Source organism: Flavicella sp. IMCC45537 (genome assembly GCF_057197705.1).
Genome location: NZ_CM170067.1, coordinates 1,288,449 through 1,304,961, shown reverse-complemented (window position 1 = coordinate 1,304,961; position 16,513 = coordinate 1,288,449). Strand labels below are relative to the sequence as shown.

Here is a 16,513-nt window from a genome sequence, read left to right as displayed (position 1 = left end):
ATCAAATATATATATAATTTTAGTCATTGTATGTATTGCATGTTGTCAACTTATATTTAAAATAATTTTATGAAAGGATTACCTAAAGCGCACATTGCGATTTTAATTAAGGAAGATTTTATTTTTGATTATGAAGTATTAGGAATCAAAAGAAAGCCCAAAGACATATTGTTTTTTACGGAGAAGACTATTACTAATTTAGTGTTGGAGGAGTCTAAAAGGGATTCTTCTGTGATTCTAGAGCGAGAAGGTCAAACCTTACGAACCATGTCTAGTGGAGAACGTAAACTTGCAGTACTTAAATATCTTTTACATTTAAAGCCAACATTTTTATTTGTAGATACTATTCATGAGAATTTGGATTCCAAAAATCTTTTGCTGATTGATGAATTATTACGAGACTATGCTAAAGTGGGGTATTTGATTCAAGTTATGAGAAAGGCTTCCATTCCTTTGATTCGCTCTGTTGCATTTTTTAATTTTCATGATAATTCTTTGATTCCCTACAAAGGAACTATTGAGGAATATTTTGATAATGAAAATACTAATTTGACTCTTTTAAAAATCCCTGATACTACAACTAATTTCATTTACAATTATAAAAACTTTGTAAACCTAAGAAATGTCACTATTAAGTTTTTTGACAAAGTTGTTTTAAAGAATATTGACTGGCAGATTAATTTAGGTGAATTTTGGCAATTGATTGGAGAAAACGGTAGTGGTAAAACAACATTACTGTCCTTAATCACGGGTGATAGTCATAAGGCCTATGGACAGAATATTATTTTATTTGATAAATTAAAAGGAACGGAAGAGAATGTTTGGGAAATCAAACAAAAAATAGGATACTTTACACCAAATATAACAGAATTATTTAACAGAAGGCATTCAGTTTTACATATGGTGTTATCTGGTTTTTATGATTCTGTTGGATTATATGTTAAGCCTTTAGATAGTCATATTGCCTTAGCGAAAGAATGGATTGAATTAATTGGATTGTCAGAATTCTTAAACAGTACTTTTATGACTTTGCCACTTTCGAAACAACGAATGGTATTGATTGCTCGAGCGATGGTAAAGCATCCACCTTTATTGATTTTAGATGAGCCAACTTCAGGATTGGATGCTGAAAGTACCCAGTTAATAGTAAAGCTGATCAACAGAATAGGAAAACAAACAAAAACTACCATTATTTACGTGTCCCATAGAATGGAAGATGGTTTGACTCCAGATAAAACATATAAATTATCAAAATCATCTAGTGGATCAACAGGTGAAATCCTGTAATCGTTTTTATTCATGTGACAATTTAGTCATATTCTGATTCTTTTTTTACATAAAAAATGACATCCTGTCATTATAAAAAATGATTATCTGACATTTTATGAGTCATTTATTGTTGGCACAAAGATTGACTATAGCTAATCGTAAATTTGATATAAACAGATTAAATATAAATATTATGAGTAAGATTATTGGAATCGATTTAGGAACAACAAATTCATGTGTTTCTGTAATGGAGGGTAATGAACCAGTTGTTATCCCTAATGCAGAAGGAAAAAGAACTACACCATCTATAGTTGCATTTGTAGAAGGAGGAGAGCGTAAAGTTGGAGACCCTGCAAAAAGACAAGCGGTAACAAACCCAACAAAAACGATTGCATCTGTGAAGCGTTTCATGGGAAATAAATTTTCTGAATGTGCTAGTGAAGTTTCAAGAGTACCTTATAAAGTTGTAAAAGGAGACAACGATACACCTAGAGTTGATATTGATGGTCGTTTGTATACTCCACAAGAAGTTTCAGCAATGACACTTCAAAAAATGAAAAAAACAGCAGAAGATTACTTAGGAGCTGATGTTTCAGAAGCGGTAATTACTGTACCAGCATACTTTAACGATGCACAGCGTCAAGCTACAAAAGAAGCGGGTGAAATTGCAGGTTTAAAAGTACAAAGAATTATTAATGAGCCTACTGCAGCTGCATTGGCTTATGGAATTGATAAAAAAGGGACTGACCAAAAGATTGCTGTATACGATTTAGGTGGGGGTACATTTGATATTTCTATCTTAGAAATTGGAGAAGGAGTATTTGAAGTATTGTCTACAAATGGAGATACTCACTTAGGAGGGGATGACTTTGATGAAGTTATTATCGACTGGTTAGCGGATGAGTTTAAATCAGAGGAAGATGTAGATTTACGTTTGGATCCTATGGCTTTACAACGTTTGAAAGAAGCTGCTGAAAAAGCAAAAGTTGAATTGTCTTCTTCTGCTCAAACAGAAATTAATTTACCATATGTTACGGCTACTGCTGCAGGACCTAAGCATTTAGTAAAAACATTAACACGTGCTAAATTTGAGCAATTAGCTGCTGAATTGGTAACACGTTCTATGGAGCCAGTTAAGAAAGCATTGCAAGATGCAGATTTATCAACTTCTGAAATTGATGAAGTAATTTTAGTAGGAGGGTCTACAAGAATTCCTGTAATCCAAGAAAAAGTAAAAGAATTCTTTGGTAAAGAACCTAATAAAGGAGTAAACCCTGATGAAGTTGTTGCCATTGGAGCAGCGATTCAAGGAGGAGTTTTAGCAGGTGATGTAAAAGATGTATTGTTATTAGACGTTACACCTTTATCATTAGGAATTGAGACTATGGGGAATGTTTTCACTAAATTAATTGAAGCGAATACTACAATTCCAACTAAAAAATCTCAAGTGTTCTCTACAGCTGTAGACAACCAACCATCTGTTGATATCCATGTGTTACAAGGAGAAAGAGCAATGGCTGCGGATAACAAAACAATTGGTCGTTTCCAATTAACAGATATTCCACCAGCACAAAGAGGAGCACCTCAAATTGAAGTAACATTTGATATTGATGCAAATGGAATTATTAAAGTATCTGCAGTAGATAAGGCTACAAACAAATCTCAAGAAATTAAGATTGAAGCTTCATCTGGATTGTCAGAAGAGGAAATTGCAAAAATGAAAGCTGATGCTGAAGCAAATGCTGACGCTGATGCTAAAGCAAAAGAAACTGCGGAGAAGTTAAATACAGCGGATCAAATGATTTTCCAAACGGAAACTCAATTGAAAGAAGTTGAAGGAAAACTTCCTGAAGATAAAAAAGCACCTATTGATGCTGCTTTAGCTGAATTGAAAACAGCACATGCTGCTAAAGATATTACAGCTATTGACACTGCAACAGAGGCTTTAAATACTGCTTTACAAGGAGCTGCAGCTGAATTTCAAGCTGCTGCACAGCAAGCACAAGGTGGTGCTGATGCTGGAGCTCAGCAAGCAGAACCAAACGGAAGTACTGAAGATTCAGTAGAAGATGTTGATTTTGAAGAGGTAAAATAATTTATCTTAAAAATACTATTGATGAATAGCCATTTGGAAACTTCCAAATGGCTATTTTTTTATTTAATATAAATGGACTGTTATGAAAATAATCCAAAAAGAAGTTACATTGAAACCGAAATCGAGAGGTTATCATTTAATAACCAGTGAAGTATTGTGTGAAATCTCAGAAATTAACCAAATAATGCAAGGTCAACTCCAGGTTTTTATTAAACATACTTCCGCTAGTCTTACGATCAATGAAAATGCCGACCCAACGGTAAGAGAGGATTTTGAAACGCACATAAATAAAATGATTCCAGAAAACATGCCTTATTATAAGCATGATTATGAAGGAGCAGATGATATGCCTGCTCATATTAAAGCTTCAATGTTAGGATCTTCTGTTACGATTCCCATAACTAACGGAAAACTAAATATGGGGATTTGGCAAGGAATATATTTGGGGGAACATAGAAATTATGGTGGAGCGCGTACTATTGTACTTACGGCAATTGGAAATTAATTTGAAACAGGATAATGCATTTGAACCAATTTATTTGAAAAATAAAGTATGGCTTTTGTTCTGTGCCTGCTGTGTCATATCAATAAAATAGCATATTCTCCTAACACTATATTGATAATCAATGAATAACTGTTTTAATAGCTTTTTCGAAGGCTGTTACTAAAGATATAATCAGTACTTATACGACATAATTTAACAAAAGGATAAATAAAATAGTTGTGAAAGCATTTCGTAATACCTAATAAAGTACCTATTTTTGCAAGGTTTCACATTATACACAAACAGATTTAAGATTTGACGACTTCTACATCTAAAAAAAATACAGGGAAAGAGTTATACGATTATCAAAAAGAAGCTTTAAGGCAAATTTTTGGAAAAATTGAAAGTAACCCAGAGAGTTATAATTTAGTTTATCAATTACCAACAGGTGGTGGTAAAACGGTAATTTTTTCTGAAATAGCGCGACGTTATATTGAGGAAACAGGAAAGAAAGTTTTGATTTTAACTCATAGAATTGAGTTATGTAATCAGACTTCAAGAATGTTGACTGAATTTGATGTTAAAAATAAAATAATTAACAGTAACGTAAAAGAACTGCATGATCAAGACGAATACATGTGTTTTGTTGCGATGGTAGAAACTTTAAAGAATCGTTTGAATGACGACAAATTAGAGTTGGATCAGATTGGATTGGTTATTATTGATGAGGCTCATTATAATTCCTTTAGAAAGTTATTTAAATATTTTGAAAACTGTTTTATTTTAGGAGTTACGGCAACACCGTTAAGTTCTAATATGAAATTGCCGATGAATGAAATTTACAATGAATTGTTAGTTGGAGAACCGGTTCAATCATTGGTAGATAGAGGTTTCTTAGCTAAAGCTACAACGTACACGTATGACGTTGCTTTGGGAACCTTAAAAGTTGGTATTAATGGAGATTATACCGTTAAGTCGTCAGAAGAGCTGTATTCAAATAACTTGATGCAGGAAAAGTTACTTTATGCTTATGAAGAGAAGTCCTTGGGTAAAAAAACATTGATTTTTAACAATGGTATAAACACATCTTTACATGTTTATGAAACTTTTAAGGCAGAGGGGTATGATGTAATGCACTTGGATAACACGAATTCTAAGCAAGAGAGAGAATATATTTTGAAATGGTTTAAGGAAACTCCAAATGCCATTTTAACATCAGTTGGGATTTTAACAACTGGATTTGATGAACCGTCGGTTGAAACTATTATCTTAAATAGAGCAACAAAATCAATTACTTTATACTATCAGATGATTGGTAGGGGATCTCGTGTAATAGGGGATAAAAAAGATTTTACGGTATTAGACTTAGGTAATAATGCTGCTAGATTTGGTTTATGGGGAACTCCTTTAGATTGGAGAAAAATATTTAGCTCTCCGTTATACTATTTAGATAACTTAATTGGAGATGAGGATATAGAACGTAATTTTACCTATACGATGCCTCCAGAGATTAGAGCGGAGTTTCCGAATTCAACGGATTTTTACTTTAATGTAAAAGAGGAATACGATAAAGCTATTAAGATGAATATTAAATCTAAGGTAGTGTTGGATAAATCTATAGAACAGCATTGTAAGTTATGTGTAGAGAATAGTGAAGATGTTTTTGATGCACGTATTCTTTCTAGATTGTTACAAGATGATATTTCAGATAGAATTAAAAAATATTCTTATTGTATTATAAAAAGTACCAAAAACTATATTCAATGGTTAGAGGATGATTATAAGAGAAGATTAAGCACTATGATTAACCAAAGTTTTTCATAGTAAGTAATAAAAAAAGGCTAACAGAAATGTTAGCCTTTTTTTATTTGTTTAATTTTTTATTAATCTTGTTTTAAAGAACCTTCTTGAAGTGCTTTGTAGTTTTCATGACAGTCCAAAATGGCCTCTACAACTTGCAAGTCACTAGCAGTTCTAATAAAATATTCTGAGTAGTTACAATCGTCCAATAGTTCTTGAAGTTGTTTCTCATTCATATCTAAATATTCCATCATAACCTCTCTATCAAACTTCTGACCTAAAATCTCTCTCAACTCATCTTCATCCTTCAGTTTTTTTAGCTTTTTAAGGGATTTTGGTTTTTTTCCAAACATATTATACATAAAATCTACTGGATGGAAAACAGCTGCATTTAAAGAAGTGAAACTTTTGGGAGTTGGTTTTCCAGTCTCATAAGTTTGCGCTAATCCATTGATATGAATTCTTGTGTATTTGTCTTTAGGAACTTGTTTGATATCCACTTCCAAGACACCAATCAAATTGTGCGTTTTTACAGTCACCTCTCCAATTTCATCAGCCTTTTCGTATAGGGTAATCGATAGCTCATTTCCCTTAAGTAAATCATTTGTGATTTTAAGTTTTATAGATTGATATCCAATATAGGAAATCATGATTGTATCATTAACGGTAGCAGGAATACTAAACTGACCATCAAAATTGGTAGTTGTACCACGCACAGAGTTTAAGTTTAAAATATGAGAACCACCTAAAGGCTCTTTGGATTTTCCATCTAAAATAACACCATTCAAATCGACAGATTTCTGAGTTTCTTGAGAATACCCGAAAAAGGTAATTAAAGTAGCGAAAAGGAATGTTAGAACAATTTTTTGCATGATACAAGTATACTAATTATCAACAGAAATGTTGTTAAAAAATTTAGAAATTACGCATCGTTAAAGATCTCGGGTGAGATTTATTTAGTCTGATGAAGAGTAATCGAGTTGTTGTGCACACAAGAAGACTCGAACTTCCACGTCCTTACGGACACGAGCCCCTCAAGCCCGCGCGTCTACCAATTCCGCCATGTGTGCATTTAATTGTGTATTGCAATCGGATGCAAATATAGGAATGTAACTAAGACTAAAAAAGGTTCTTATAAAATTAAATTTAGGATTATTAAAAAAATAGACCCTTAGAAATAGAAGTACGATATTTATTTTTTTTGGTCAAAATAAAATTAGGTCTTTTTTAACTTAAAATTTTTTAGTGAGTTTAAATAGGAAAAATCAAGAAATTATTTTTCAGTTAAATTAATGAAAAAATAATCTTTGATTTATAGCGTGAATTTATGGAGTAAGAGTTTTTTTAGGAGAATTTTAAACAAAAAAAAGACTAAGTGAAACTTAGTCTTTTTGTTTTATGTGACCGGGCTGGGGCTCGAACCCAGGACCCTCTCCTTAAAAGGGAGATGCTCTACCAACTGAGCTACCAGGTCATGCAATGCGTTATTGCGAGTGCAAATATACCTCCATATTTTAATTCTGCAAGAAAATTAGAGTACTTTTTTAAGCTTTTTTTTTCAAGAAATGTAAGCCTAATAGAATCAGTAAAATAGAATGGAATAAAATATTTTTTTTTAAAATATTTTGGCATTCAAGACTTAAATTAAGTAAGCAATTGCCGAATCTTCTTTAAATTCTACCTTGATATGCTCTTTAAGAGAAGTAGATAAAGAGATTCCTTTAAAATCTGCTTTTACTGGATATTTTTTGTGATTTCTATTAACTAACACCGCCGTTTTGAATCTTACCAATGATACCTCTAAAAAGTGCTTAACTCCGTAGATTAATGTGGAACCAGAATTTAGAACATCGTCAACTAAAACTAAAGACTTGTTTTCATAACCTTCTTTAGGCATTGAAGTAGTAACTTCTTCTCTCGGATTTTTTTTGTTGATGTTCACCTCACATAAACTTATTTTTAGTTCAGATATTTCTTCTAGTATTTGTTGAATTCGAGTAGCAAAGATGTAGCCGTTACCACAAATACCCGCAAGAATAACTTCTTTCTCATTTACATTATTTTCTAAAATTTGATACGCAATTCTTCGCGTTTTATGAACGATTTGGTCGTTGGTGAGGATACTATTGTCTGTCATTATTGTTTCTTTATGGTATAATTTTTTATTTGAAAAAGAGTGGCTACTCATCATCATCGTTGTCTTCAATATCTATTAAAAATGGATCTTCATAATATTCATCGATATCTCTTCTATCTTTTTTAGTTGGTCTTCCCACACCTTTTTTACGATAATAATCTTTAGAGTATTTAAGTAATTCTTGCGCATCAAACTCTTCTTTAGGAGTAGTGTCTTTTCTGTACAAGTCAACCAATTTTGCACCCATTCTGTTTTTGGGGATATCTAAAACTTCTATCTGATAATTTATTTGGTTTTTACGAATGCTAATTTTTTCTCCAATATAAACATCCTTCGCAGGTTTAACATTGGCGCCATTTATTTTTATATGTCCCTTTTTACAGGCCTCCGTAGCAAGAGATCTTGTTTTATAATATCGTATTGTCCACAGGTATTTATCAATTCTCATTCAAAAAGTTAAAATGTTACTATATACTTTTAACAAAGATAGGAAAATTGTACATTGCGACTTTTAAAAATAAGTACTTCAATTCACTAAAAATGAATAAAAATATTCTTTTAAGCTTTATTATTATAGCTTCGATTATCATTGTTTCTTGTAAAAAAGATGATAATCAAATTGAGATTCCTCCGTTTGATCATGAGGCTCAGATATCTATAGATCAAGATTCAATATATCTATACTTAGCGAATCATTATTACAATACCAAAGACAGCGTTTTTTGGACTATTGGTACAGGAAGTGAAGCCACTGGAGCATTGCCTAAAGCGGATCAGTTACCTTTAAATTTAGATACTAATTTAGACTCTATTGAGGGCATTGATGCAAATGGAACTGTTGCGGATTATAAAATGTATTATTACGAGATTGCTGCAGGAATTGATACTGGTAATGAAGGTTATTCTAGCCCATCTCCTGTAGATTCTGTTTTTGTGAAATATGCAGGTACGTTATTGGATAGCACCGTGTTTGATTCTAGAGAAGATTACCCTATTTGGTTTATGTTACCGAATACAATTCAAGGATGGGCAAGAGGATTACCTAAATTTAAAAGAGGAACTTTTGAAACAGATACAGATGATGATTTTATTTTTCATAATTCAGGAAAAGGGTATTTAATTATGCCTTCAGGTTTAGGATACCAAAATGGAGGTACTGCATTGATTCCGGCAAATTCGCCATTGATTTTTAGAATTGAATTGAATGATGTAAAATTAATCGATACAGATCTAGATATGGTTCCAACGAAATTTGAAATTAATTATGATCTCGCCGGTAATATAACCACGTATAATACAGATGGTGATACAAAAGATGATTTTGAGGATGTAGATGATAATAATGATTTTAATCTTACTAAAGATCAGGTGCTCTTGGAATTCCCGGATGTTGATGCTCGAGGGAATGTAGAATTTTCTTATGAAACAGATGAAAACGGACAGCAGCAAATAGTGAGTCCAACGGGTGGAACACCTCAATATAAAGTATTATAGAATTAGTTTCAGGACATAAAAAAAACCAGACAATTTGTCTGGCTTTTTTTATTTATTAGGTATTCTTTTTAAAATTTCTAAAAAGAATTTCCAAAACTTTTGTGTGGATTTGATATTCACTTTTTCATCTGGGGAGTGTGCACCTCTGATGGTTGGACCAAATGAAATCATTTCCATATTGGGATAATGCGTACCAAGTATTCCGCATTCTAAACCTGCATGACAAGCCATTACATGAGGTTCTTCATTAAAAAGATGTTTGTATGTGTCTTGTAAAACAGCACATATTTCTGTGTTAGGGTTAGGCTCCCAACCCGGATAATTCCCAGAAACAGTCGTTTTATAGTTGGCGAGTTCAAAAACGCTTTCAATACTGTTTACTAAGTTTTGTTTTCCTGATTCAGAGAAAGATCTTGTTAGACAGGCTATCTCAATATTTCCATTTGCTACAGAGATACGAGCTACATTATTAGAAGTCTCAACCAATTCCGGGATTTTTGAATTCATGGAAAACACTCCGTTATGAATTGCCGAAATAACTTGTAATAACTGTTTTTGAAGGTCTTGTGGTATTCCTTTTTTAGTGCTCTCGGTTTTGACAAAATCTATTTTTAAGTTTTTTTCTTGAAGTTGGAATTCTAATACAATTGTTGCTTGTATGAGACTAAAAGCTTTTTCAAGATTAGAAAAATCAGAATTATTTACACGGATTAATGCTTTTGCCTCTCTAGGTATCGCGTTTCTAAGGTTTCCGCCATGTAACTGAATAAGATTAAAATCAATACACTTATCAAGATAAAGCAATACTCTGTTAAGTAATTTATTAGCATTTCCCAATCCCTTGTGGATATCCATTCCTGAATGACCACCATTCAATCCAAAGATCGAAATTTCAACAGAAATATCCTTATCACTTACTATTTCGGTATAATCTGACGTTCCAGTGATATCAATTCCACCAGCGCAACCAATTGATATTTCATCATCGTCCTCCGTATCAAGATTCAATAAAATATCTCCAGATAGAAATCCCGGTTGTAGTTCCATAGCTCCGGTCATTCCTGTTTCTTCATCAACCGTGAATAAAGCCTCAATCGCAGGATGTTCAATGGTAGTAGAAGAAAGTACGCTCATAATAGCAGCGACACCGATACCATTATCAGCCCCTAAGGTTGTTCCTAGGGCGTGAATCCATCCATCAGTAATGTCCATTTTGATTCCCTCTTTATCAAAATCAAAACTAGTAGCATCGTTTTTTTGATGTACCATGTCTAAATGAGACTGTAATACTATTGTTTTTTTGTTTTCAAAACCTTTTGTCGCAGGTTTTTTGATCAAAACGTTTTGGATAGCATCTACTTTTGTTTCTAAACCTAATTTTTCTCCAAAGGCTACCATAAAAGCAACAATGCGTTCTTCTTTTTTAGAGGGTCTTGGAATGGCATTAAGGTCGGAAAAATGATTCCATAAAACTTTAGGCTCTGTATTTCTGATTTCTGTGTGCATGGAGATTGGTTTTATTACATTTCTAAGATTATTGAATCGAGCGGTTTTCTAACTTTTTTCAAATCTGCCATGTAATCATCCTTAGCACGTTTTCCAACCGGTAATAGCAGAACTGATTTTAAATTGTGTTTTTCTAAATTTAAAACCTCATCAAATTTTTCTGGGTTGAACCCTTCCATAGGACAACTGTCAATTTTTTGTGTCGCACATACCGTTAATAGGTTTCCAAGTGCAATATAAGCTTGAGATTTAGCTGCATTTAATAGTTCTTCTTGTTCGGTCTTTTCATATGTTCCTGTTAAATAATCCTTAAACGGGGCAAGGATTTCATCAGGTGTATTTCTGACTTTTTTCACCAATTTGAAATAATTCTCTACATCTTCTACAGTAGATTCTTTTTGAATACAGATCACAAATAAATGTGAAGCATCTGCCACTTGTCTTTGACCATAGGCATGAGACACAAGTGTTTCTCTAAGTTCTTTATTTTGAATCACAATTAGTTTTATTGGCTGTAAACCAAAAGAAGTTGCCGTTAAATTGAAAGATTCTTTTAATATATCTAACTGATCAGTGCTAAGTTGAAAATCCGAATCAAATTTTTTAGTAGCATATCGCCATTGTAGGCTTTCTAGAATATCCATTCTTTATATTTTTTTAGACTACAAAAATAAGTCAATCTAATTTTAGATTATAAAATTATTTACCAATATAGATTTTATTAATTGATGCTTCTATCAATCTAAGTTATAATAATGTGGATGTTTTTTTCTAACTTAAATAAAAAAAACTATGAAAAGAATGGAAGCTACACTATCTAATGTTCCCATAAATGAAGATTTTTTATATTATCTATGGAAGTTTAAATTATTTGACTTTAAAGAATTAGAGACGATCAATAAACAAAAAATTGCTATTATTTCAATAGGGACATTCAATCAAAATAGTGGTCCAGATTTTTTGAATGGATTCATGGAAATTGATGGACAAAAATGGGGAGGGAATGTGGAGTTTCATGTAAAGTCTTCTGACTGGTATGTGCACGGTCATGAAAGCGATAAAAATTATGATACTGTGATTTTGCATGTAGTTTGGGAATATAATGTTCCGGTGTTTTATTCTAATCAAACGGAAATACCTACATTACAACTGAAAGATTATGTAAATGCTACTATTTTAAATAGGTATTATGAACTGTTCTCTCAGAAGAAGAAATGGATTTTATGTGAGAACAAAATAGGCAATACAGATTCCTTTATTATGTCGAGTTGGTTAAATCGACTATATTTTGAACGTCTTGAACAAAAATATGACGTAATATTAGAACTGTTAAAAACGAATAAAAACGATTGGGAGGCAGTTTTGTTTTTGTTGCTTTCTAGGTGTTTTGGTATGAAAATAAATGCAGAGTCATTTTTTAGTTTAGCAAAATCAATAAATTTTAAATTGATTCGAAAATATAGAAATGAAGAAGGAATGTTGGAAACACTTCTTTTTGGCCAAGCAGGATTTTTAGAGGAAGAGATTGAAGACGGCTACTTTCTAAAGATGAAAAGCGAATATCAATTTTTAAAAAGAAAACATAACTTGTACCCGATGAATAAGGAGCAGTTTTTGTTTTTCAGATTGAGACCTAATAATTTTCCAAGCATAAGAATTTCTCAATTTGTAAAATTATATGAAACTCAGCCTCATTTATTTTCTGAATTGATTGCGTGTGATACGTTAGAAGATTATTATGAGCTTTTGACAACAGAAACATCAAGTTATTGGAAAAATCATTATGTGTTTGGCAAGATGTCTGCAGAGAAAAAGAAAAATATTTCCAAAAAATTCATCGATTTGTTACTTATAAACGTGATCATACCGATCCAATATGCATACAGGAAATATAATTTTGAACATGAATTTAATGATTTGGAAAATTTAATTTCTTCTATAAAGCAAGAAAATAATTCGGTCATCAATCTATTTATAGAAAAAGGAGTTTCTGTTACATCTGCAATGGATAGTCAAGCATTACTAGAGTTAAAAAACAATTATTGTGATTTAAAAAAGTGTTTGAATTGCACAATAGGTCTTCAAATATTAAAGAATAATTGTTAATGATGATACACTAAAAATACATTTGGTTTTCTTTAACATATTGAAAATGTCATTTCACTTTTGAAATACTCCATTTCACATTATTCATCTTATTTAGGTTTTCAAATGAATCTACATTTGTCCTATACTAATCATATAAAAATTAATAAGATGAAAAATTTAATAAAAAGTACCAAAACGATTTTGTTAGCTATGTTAACAGTAGGATTTTTAGCTTCGTGTAATGATGATACGAGTGAAACAGGACCTGTAGAACCTCAGGATCCGATTGAGGTAAGTTTAGGTTTTGAGGGATATACATTAACTCCAGAACCGCAAGGACAACGTAAGGTAGCGAAAACAGATGATTCGAATATCCCGCATATTTATCAAACGCAAGGATATACTGTTGAAATTACAGGTGGTGTTTCCAACGGAAAAGTCATATTTTCAGGAGTAGATTTAGCAGCTCCAGAAGGACTATCATTCACTGCGGTAGGAGATGTTGATGTGAAGGTGTTTCATCCTAATTTTAATGAATCCGACGTTACAGAAGAAGCTTATTATGGAACGGAAAATCAAACCATAACATATGGTACAGCTGAAGCATTAATTAAAACGAACTTAGTGCAAGGTTTTGTTATCGTAACTGAAGGGGATGGCGCAGAGAATGTAATTACAGGTGTAGATGTTAATACAATTCAAGGAAAGGTAAAGGATATCCCTTATTATTCTGCATCTGCTAATTTTGTGGTAAATGTTTATACTACAGGACAAGATTTGACAGGTACTGCAGCGAATACTATAGGAGCAGGGGTAAGGTTTACTGTAGATTCCAATGGACAATTAATTAAGTTTGAGTTGCCAGAATTTGGAAACCCAGATGATGGAGATTTGACTCCGATTGTTCCAACAAAATAATCGATAAGTGATATTGAAAAAAGGCAACAATTTATTGTTGCCTTTTTTTTGTTCAATATTTTGCAGTTATAGAAACACTTTGATTTAATCAAAGTTTAGTGAATACTGTTGTGTTTATAGCGTAAGGAGGTGATGTTTTTATTCGGAAAATTATTAGGAATCTATACGTGGCATAAAATGGTTTTTCCTTAAATCATAAAAAAGACATTTCAGTATTAAAATATTCCATCTCACTTAAAACTTTTTAAATAGGGGATCAAATGAGTATACATTTGTCCTATACTAATCATATAAAAATTAATAAGATGAAAAATTTAATAAAGAAAACTAAGACCGTTTTATTAGCAATGTTAACAGTAGGATTCTTAGCATCATGTAATGATGATACAAGTGAAACAGGTCCTGTAGAACCTCAAGATCCTATTGAGGTAAATTTAGGGTTTGAGGGGTATACATTAACCCCAGAACCAGAAGGACAACGTAAGGTTGCAAAAACAGATGATTCCAATATCCCGCATATTTATCAAACGCAAGGATATACAGTTGAAATCTCGGGAGGAGTTTCTAACGGTACAGTAATTTTTACGGATATCGATTTAGCTTCAGAGGAAGGGATTTCATTTACTGCCGTAGGAGATGTTAATGTAAAAGTGTACCATCCAGATTTCAATGAGATAGCAGTTACAGAACAAGCTTATTATGGAACTGAGAATCAAGAGATACTATATGGTACTTCTGAAACTTTGATTAAAACAAAGCTGGTTCAAGGTTTTGTTATTGTAACAGAGGGAGATGGTGCTGAAAATGTAATTACAGGTTTGGATGTTAATACCATTCAAGGGAAATCTAAAGACATACCATATTATTCTGCGGACGCAAGTTTTGTAGTAAATGTATACACTACAGGTCAAGATTTAACAGGTACTGCAACCAACACAATAGGAGCAGGAGTTAGATTTACCGTAGATTCAAATGGACAGTTGATAGAGTTTGAATTGCCAGAGTTTGGTGATCCAGAAGATGGAGATTTGACGCCTCAATAATTAAATAATAATTTTAAAAAAAGGCAGCAAAGTAACGCTGCCTTTTTTATTAAAGAGGGAAGTGGAGTTACTTTAAAAAATTAAAAGTTATTTCAGACATTAATAAAGATACTTCATGTAGAAATTTCCCTAACTAGGAAAAATCAAAACTACATTTGATATTAATCAAAACAGATAATTATGAAAGCAATAAAATATCTAGTACTGACTGCAATGTCAGTAATCGTTTTAGGAATGTTGTCTTCATGTAGTGATAGTACTTTAGAAGAAGAAACACCCGTAGAACCGCAAGAACCACGTATGATTCATTTAGGTTTTGATGGATTGGTTTTAACTCCAAATGCAAAAGGTGTTGCTGCAAAAACAGAGGATTTGCATACCTATGTAACGGATGGTTATAATATTCAAATAACAGGAGGGATAGCTCCAGAAGATTCCTATTTGACAGAGGTGGATTTGACTCAAGGACTCACCTTAGAGGTCACAGGTGATATCGTAATGACCGTGTCTCATCCAAGATTTTACAGTAACAATGTACTTCAAGAGGCTTTTTACGGTATTCAATCGTATACGATTCCCACAGGAAGTTCTGACCATAATATTGTCCCTTTGGAGCTAGTTCAAGGTTTTGTGATGGTAACATCTGATGAATTAGCGGAGCCTTTAATTACATCCATAAAAATTTTGGGGCAACCTGCGGAGTTAGATGTTGTTTATTATTTGGATACACCAGTGGTTGATGTTCTTGTTGAAACAGATGGTTATGGAACATTAAGAGGAGAACATAATACAGAATTGGGTGAAGGGGTTCAGTATAATGTAACTATCTCAGGAGATGGGATTGAATTTACTTTTCCAGAGTTTGGAGATCCTGGTGATGGAGTATGGGGACCAGGTTTATAATAATATGAAAAGGAGAAATTATGAAAGCTATTATAAAATTACTTTTTGTTGCATTTATTTTGGTTTTAATAGGTTGTCAGGATAATGACGCTGAAATCGAGCCAGAAAATCCAGAAACAGCACGTTATGTATATGTGTCTTTTAATGTGCCATATATGTCATCTAATAATGATGTTACAGCCAAAAATATGCATAACTATATAACTCATGGTTATACAGTAAATTTTACAGGAGAGATTTCAGAAGAGTTTGAAATAGTTACGAATGTAAATATGAACGAGCCTTTAAAAATAGAAGTTTCAGGAGATGTTGTGATTTCTGTAGTTCATCCTGATTATGATAAATCAGGAATTTCTAAAAAAGCATTTTTTTCAGTTGAAGAAGTACGGTTGGCAACAGAAATACAAGACGAATTAACAGTGGATTTGAACTTTACACAGGGTTATGTACTGGTTAATACAGAGGAAGACTTTGATTTTAATAAGTATAGTTTGACCATAAATGACATAGCAGCAGAGTTTAATACTACTTACTATTTGACTGATCAGATATTGATTAGTAAAATTTCATATCTAGGTATGTCAGTAGAAATTGGTAATACTAATATCATAGGTGATGGTTATGTGCATTATGCGTTTGAGGATGAAGAGGGAAATTTGAATTTTATGTAAAGTAATGAGCTTGTTGGGGCAAATAATAGTTTAACTATAAGAGAGCTAACTAAAGAAGTTGATATCGTTATAAATTGTTTTGATGAATCTAAGAAACTAATAAAA

Annotated in this window: 15 protein-coding genes and 2 tRNA genes; 10 read left to right on the top strand and 7 right to left on the bottom strand. The window is 32.4% G+C overall.

All coding sequences use genetic code 11. The annotated features are described in order from the left end of the window. Positions 1 to 69: 69 nt before the first annotated feature. From AC2DGP_RS05860 to AC2DGP_RS05845, 4 genes are all read left to right on the top strand, one after another. A complete protein-coding gene (locus AC2DGP_RS05860) occupies positions 70 to 1,287 on the top strand; it encodes an ATP-binding cassette domain-containing protein (protein WP_484492083.1) in 1,218 nt (405 codons plus the stop codon). 175 nt (positions 1,288 to 1,462) lie between these two features. Further along, positions 1,463 to 3,364, top strand: a complete 1,902-nt coding sequence (dnaK, locus tag AC2DGP_RS05855) for a molecular chaperone DnaK (protein WP_484492082.1) — start codon at positions 1,463 to 1,465, stop codon at positions 3,362 to 3,364. 82 nt (positions 3,365 to 3,446) lie between these two features. Beyond that, complete coding sequence (locus AC2DGP_RS05850; protein WP_484492081.1) at positions 3,447 to 3,869, top strand: secondary thiamine-phosphate synthase enzyme YjbQ; 423 nt, start codon at positions 3,447 to 3,449, stop codon at positions 3,867 to 3,869. Between the two features lie 294 nt (positions 3,870 to 4,163). Next, on the top strand, positions 4,164 to 5,672 hold the full coding sequence (locus AC2DGP_RS05845; protein WP_484492080.1) for a DEAD/DEAH box helicase: 1,509 nt from the start codon (positions 4,164 to 4,166) through the stop codon (positions 5,670 to 5,672). A 59-nt stretch (positions 5,673 to 5,731) separates the two neighbouring features. Here AC2DGP_RS05845 and AC2DGP_RS05840 read toward each other — a convergent pair whose 3' ends face one another. From AC2DGP_RS05840 to AC2DGP_RS05820, 5 genes are all read right to left on the bottom strand, one after another. Then, a complete protein-coding gene (locus AC2DGP_RS05840; protein ID WP_484492079.1) occupies positions 5,732 to 6,520 on the bottom strand; it encodes a carboxypeptidase-like regulatory domain-containing protein in 789 nt (262 codons plus the stop codon). Positions 6,521 to 6,634: 114 nt separating this feature from the next. Next, positions 6,635 to 6,718, bottom strand: a tRNA-Leu gene (locus AC2DGP_RS05835). Positions 6,719 to 7,049: 331 nt separating this feature from the next. After that, a tRNA-Lys gene (locus AC2DGP_RS05830) sits at positions 7,050 to 7,122 on the bottom strand. Between the two features lie 165 nt (positions 7,123 to 7,287). After that, positions 7,288 to 7,785, bottom strand: a complete 498-nt coding sequence (locus AC2DGP_RS05825; RefSeq protein ID WP_484492078.1) for a phosphoribosyltransferase family protein — start codon at positions 7,783 to 7,785, stop codon at positions 7,288 to 7,290. Between the two features lie 43 nt (positions 7,786 to 7,828). Continuing rightward, positions 7,829 to 8,233 carry an RNA-binding S4 domain-containing protein gene (locus AC2DGP_RS05820; protein ID WP_484492077.1) on the bottom strand — a complete coding sequence of 135 codons (405 nt, stop codon included), beginning with the start codon at positions 8,231 to 8,233 and terminating at the stop codon, positions 7,829 to 7,831. 92 nt (positions 8,234 to 8,325) lie between these two features. On the opposite strand from AC2DGP_RS05820, the gene AC2DGP_RS05815 reads away from it, so the two are divergent. Next, the gene (locus AC2DGP_RS05815; RefSeq protein WP_484492076.1) at positions 8,326 to 9,279 is read left to right on the top strand and encodes an FKBP-type peptidyl-prolyl cis-trans isomerase; all 954 of its coding nucleotides are present in this window, start codon (positions 8,326 to 8,328) and stop codon (positions 9,277 to 9,279) included. A 48-nt stretch (positions 9,280 to 9,327) separates the two neighbouring features. On the opposite strand, the gene AC2DGP_RS05810 is transcribed toward AC2DGP_RS05815, so the two are convergent. Together AC2DGP_RS05810 and AC2DGP_RS05805 are read right to left on the bottom strand one after the other, a co-directional pair. Next, a complete protein-coding gene (locus AC2DGP_RS05810; RefSeq protein ID WP_484492075.1) occupies positions 9,328 to 10,785 on the bottom strand; it encodes an aminoacyl-histidine dipeptidase in 1,458 nt (485 codons plus the stop codon). 14 nt (positions 10,786 to 10,799) lie between these two features. Beyond that, positions 10,800 to 11,429, bottom strand: coding sequence for an NAD(P)H-dependent oxidoreductase (locus AC2DGP_RS05805; protein ID WP_484492074.1), 630 nt, complete (start codon positions 11,427 to 11,429; stop codon positions 10,800 to 10,802). A gap of 148 nt (positions 11,430 to 11,577) precedes the next feature. On the opposite strand from AC2DGP_RS05805, the gene AC2DGP_RS05800 reads away from it, so the two are divergent. From AC2DGP_RS05800 to AC2DGP_RS05780, 5 genes are all read left to right on the top strand, one after another. After that, positions 11,578 to 12,891, top strand: coding sequence for a DUF2851 family protein (locus tag AC2DGP_RS05800; protein WP_484492073.1), 1,314 nt, complete (start codon positions 11,578 to 11,580; stop codon positions 12,889 to 12,891). 150 nt (positions 12,892 to 13,041) lie between these two features. Next, positions 13,042 to 13,791: a hypothetical protein gene (locus AC2DGP_RS05795; protein ID WP_484492072.1), complete on the top strand. Its 750-nt coding sequence runs from the start codon at positions 13,042 to 13,044 to the stop codon at positions 13,789 to 13,791. 305 nt (positions 13,792 to 14,096) lie between these two features. Further along, positions 14,097 to 14,834, top strand: coding sequence for a hypothetical protein (locus AC2DGP_RS05790; RefSeq protein WP_484492071.1), 738 nt, complete (start codon positions 14,097 to 14,099; stop codon positions 14,832 to 14,834). 180 nt (positions 14,835 to 15,014) lie between these two features. Then, a complete protein-coding gene (locus AC2DGP_RS05785) occupies positions 15,015 to 15,737 on the top strand; it encodes a hypothetical protein (protein ID WP_484492070.1) in 723 nt (240 codons plus the stop codon). A 20-nt stretch (positions 15,738 to 15,757) separates the two neighbouring features. Beyond that, positions 15,758 to 16,408: a hypothetical protein gene (locus AC2DGP_RS05780; RefSeq protein ID WP_484492069.1), complete on the top strand. Its 651-nt coding sequence runs from the start codon at positions 15,758 to 15,760 to the stop codon at positions 16,406 to 16,408. Positions 16,409 to 16,513: the final 105 nt, after the last annotated feature.

Bases quoted from the DNA above. Each gene is read 5' to 3' on its own strand.
- AC2DGP_RS05860 (WP_484492083.1), top strand. From the start codon at position 70: ATGAAAGGATTACCTAAAGCGCACATTGCGATTTTAATTAAGGAAGAT.
- dnaK (WP_484492082.1), top strand. From the start codon at position 1,463: ATGAGTAAGATTATTGGAATCGATTTAGGAACAACAAATTCATGTGTT.
- AC2DGP_RS05850 (WP_484492081.1), top strand. From the start codon at position 3,447: ATGAAAATAATCCAAAAAGAAGTTACATTGAAACCGAAATCGAGAGGT.
- AC2DGP_RS05840 (WP_484492079.1), bottom strand. From the start codon at position 6,520: ATGCAAAAAATTGTTCTAACATTCCTTTTCGCTACTTTAATTACCTTT.
- AC2DGP_RS05825 (WP_484492078.1), bottom strand. From the start codon at position 7,785: ATGACAGACAATAGTATCCTCACCAACGACCAAATCGTTCATAAAACG.
- AC2DGP_RS05820 (WP_484492077.1), bottom strand. From the start codon at position 8,233: ATGAGAATTGATAAATACCTGTGGACAATACGATATTATAAAACAAGA.
- AC2DGP_RS05815 (WP_484492076.1), top strand. From the start codon at position 8,326: ATGAATAAAAATATTCTTTTAAGCTTTATTATTATAGCTTCGATTATC.
- AC2DGP_RS05810 (WP_484492075.1), bottom strand. From the start codon at position 10,785: ATGCACACAGAAATCAGAAATACAGAGCCTAAAGTTTTATGGAATCAT.
- AC2DGP_RS05805 (WP_484492074.1), bottom strand. From the start codon at position 11,429: ATGGATATTCTAGAAAGCCTACAATGGCGATATGCTACTAAAAAATTT.
- AC2DGP_RS05800 (WP_484492073.1), top strand. From the start codon at position 11,578: ATGAAAAGAATGGAAGCTACACTATCTAATGTTCCCATAAATGAAGAT.
- AC2DGP_RS05795 (WP_484492072.1), top strand. From the start codon at position 13,042: ATGAAAAATTTAATAAAAAGTACCAAAACGATTTTGTTAGCTATGTTA.
- AC2DGP_RS05790 (WP_484492071.1), top strand. From the start codon at position 14,097: ATGAAAAATTTAATAAAGAAAACTAAGACCGTTTTATTAGCAATGTTA.
- AC2DGP_RS05785 (WP_484492070.1), top strand. From the start codon at position 15,015: ATGAAAGCAATAAAATATCTAGTACTGACTGCAATGTCAGTAATCGTT.
- AC2DGP_RS05780 (WP_484492069.1), top strand. From the start codon at position 15,758: ATGAAAGCTATTATAAAATTACTTTTTGTTGCATTTATTTTGGTTTTA.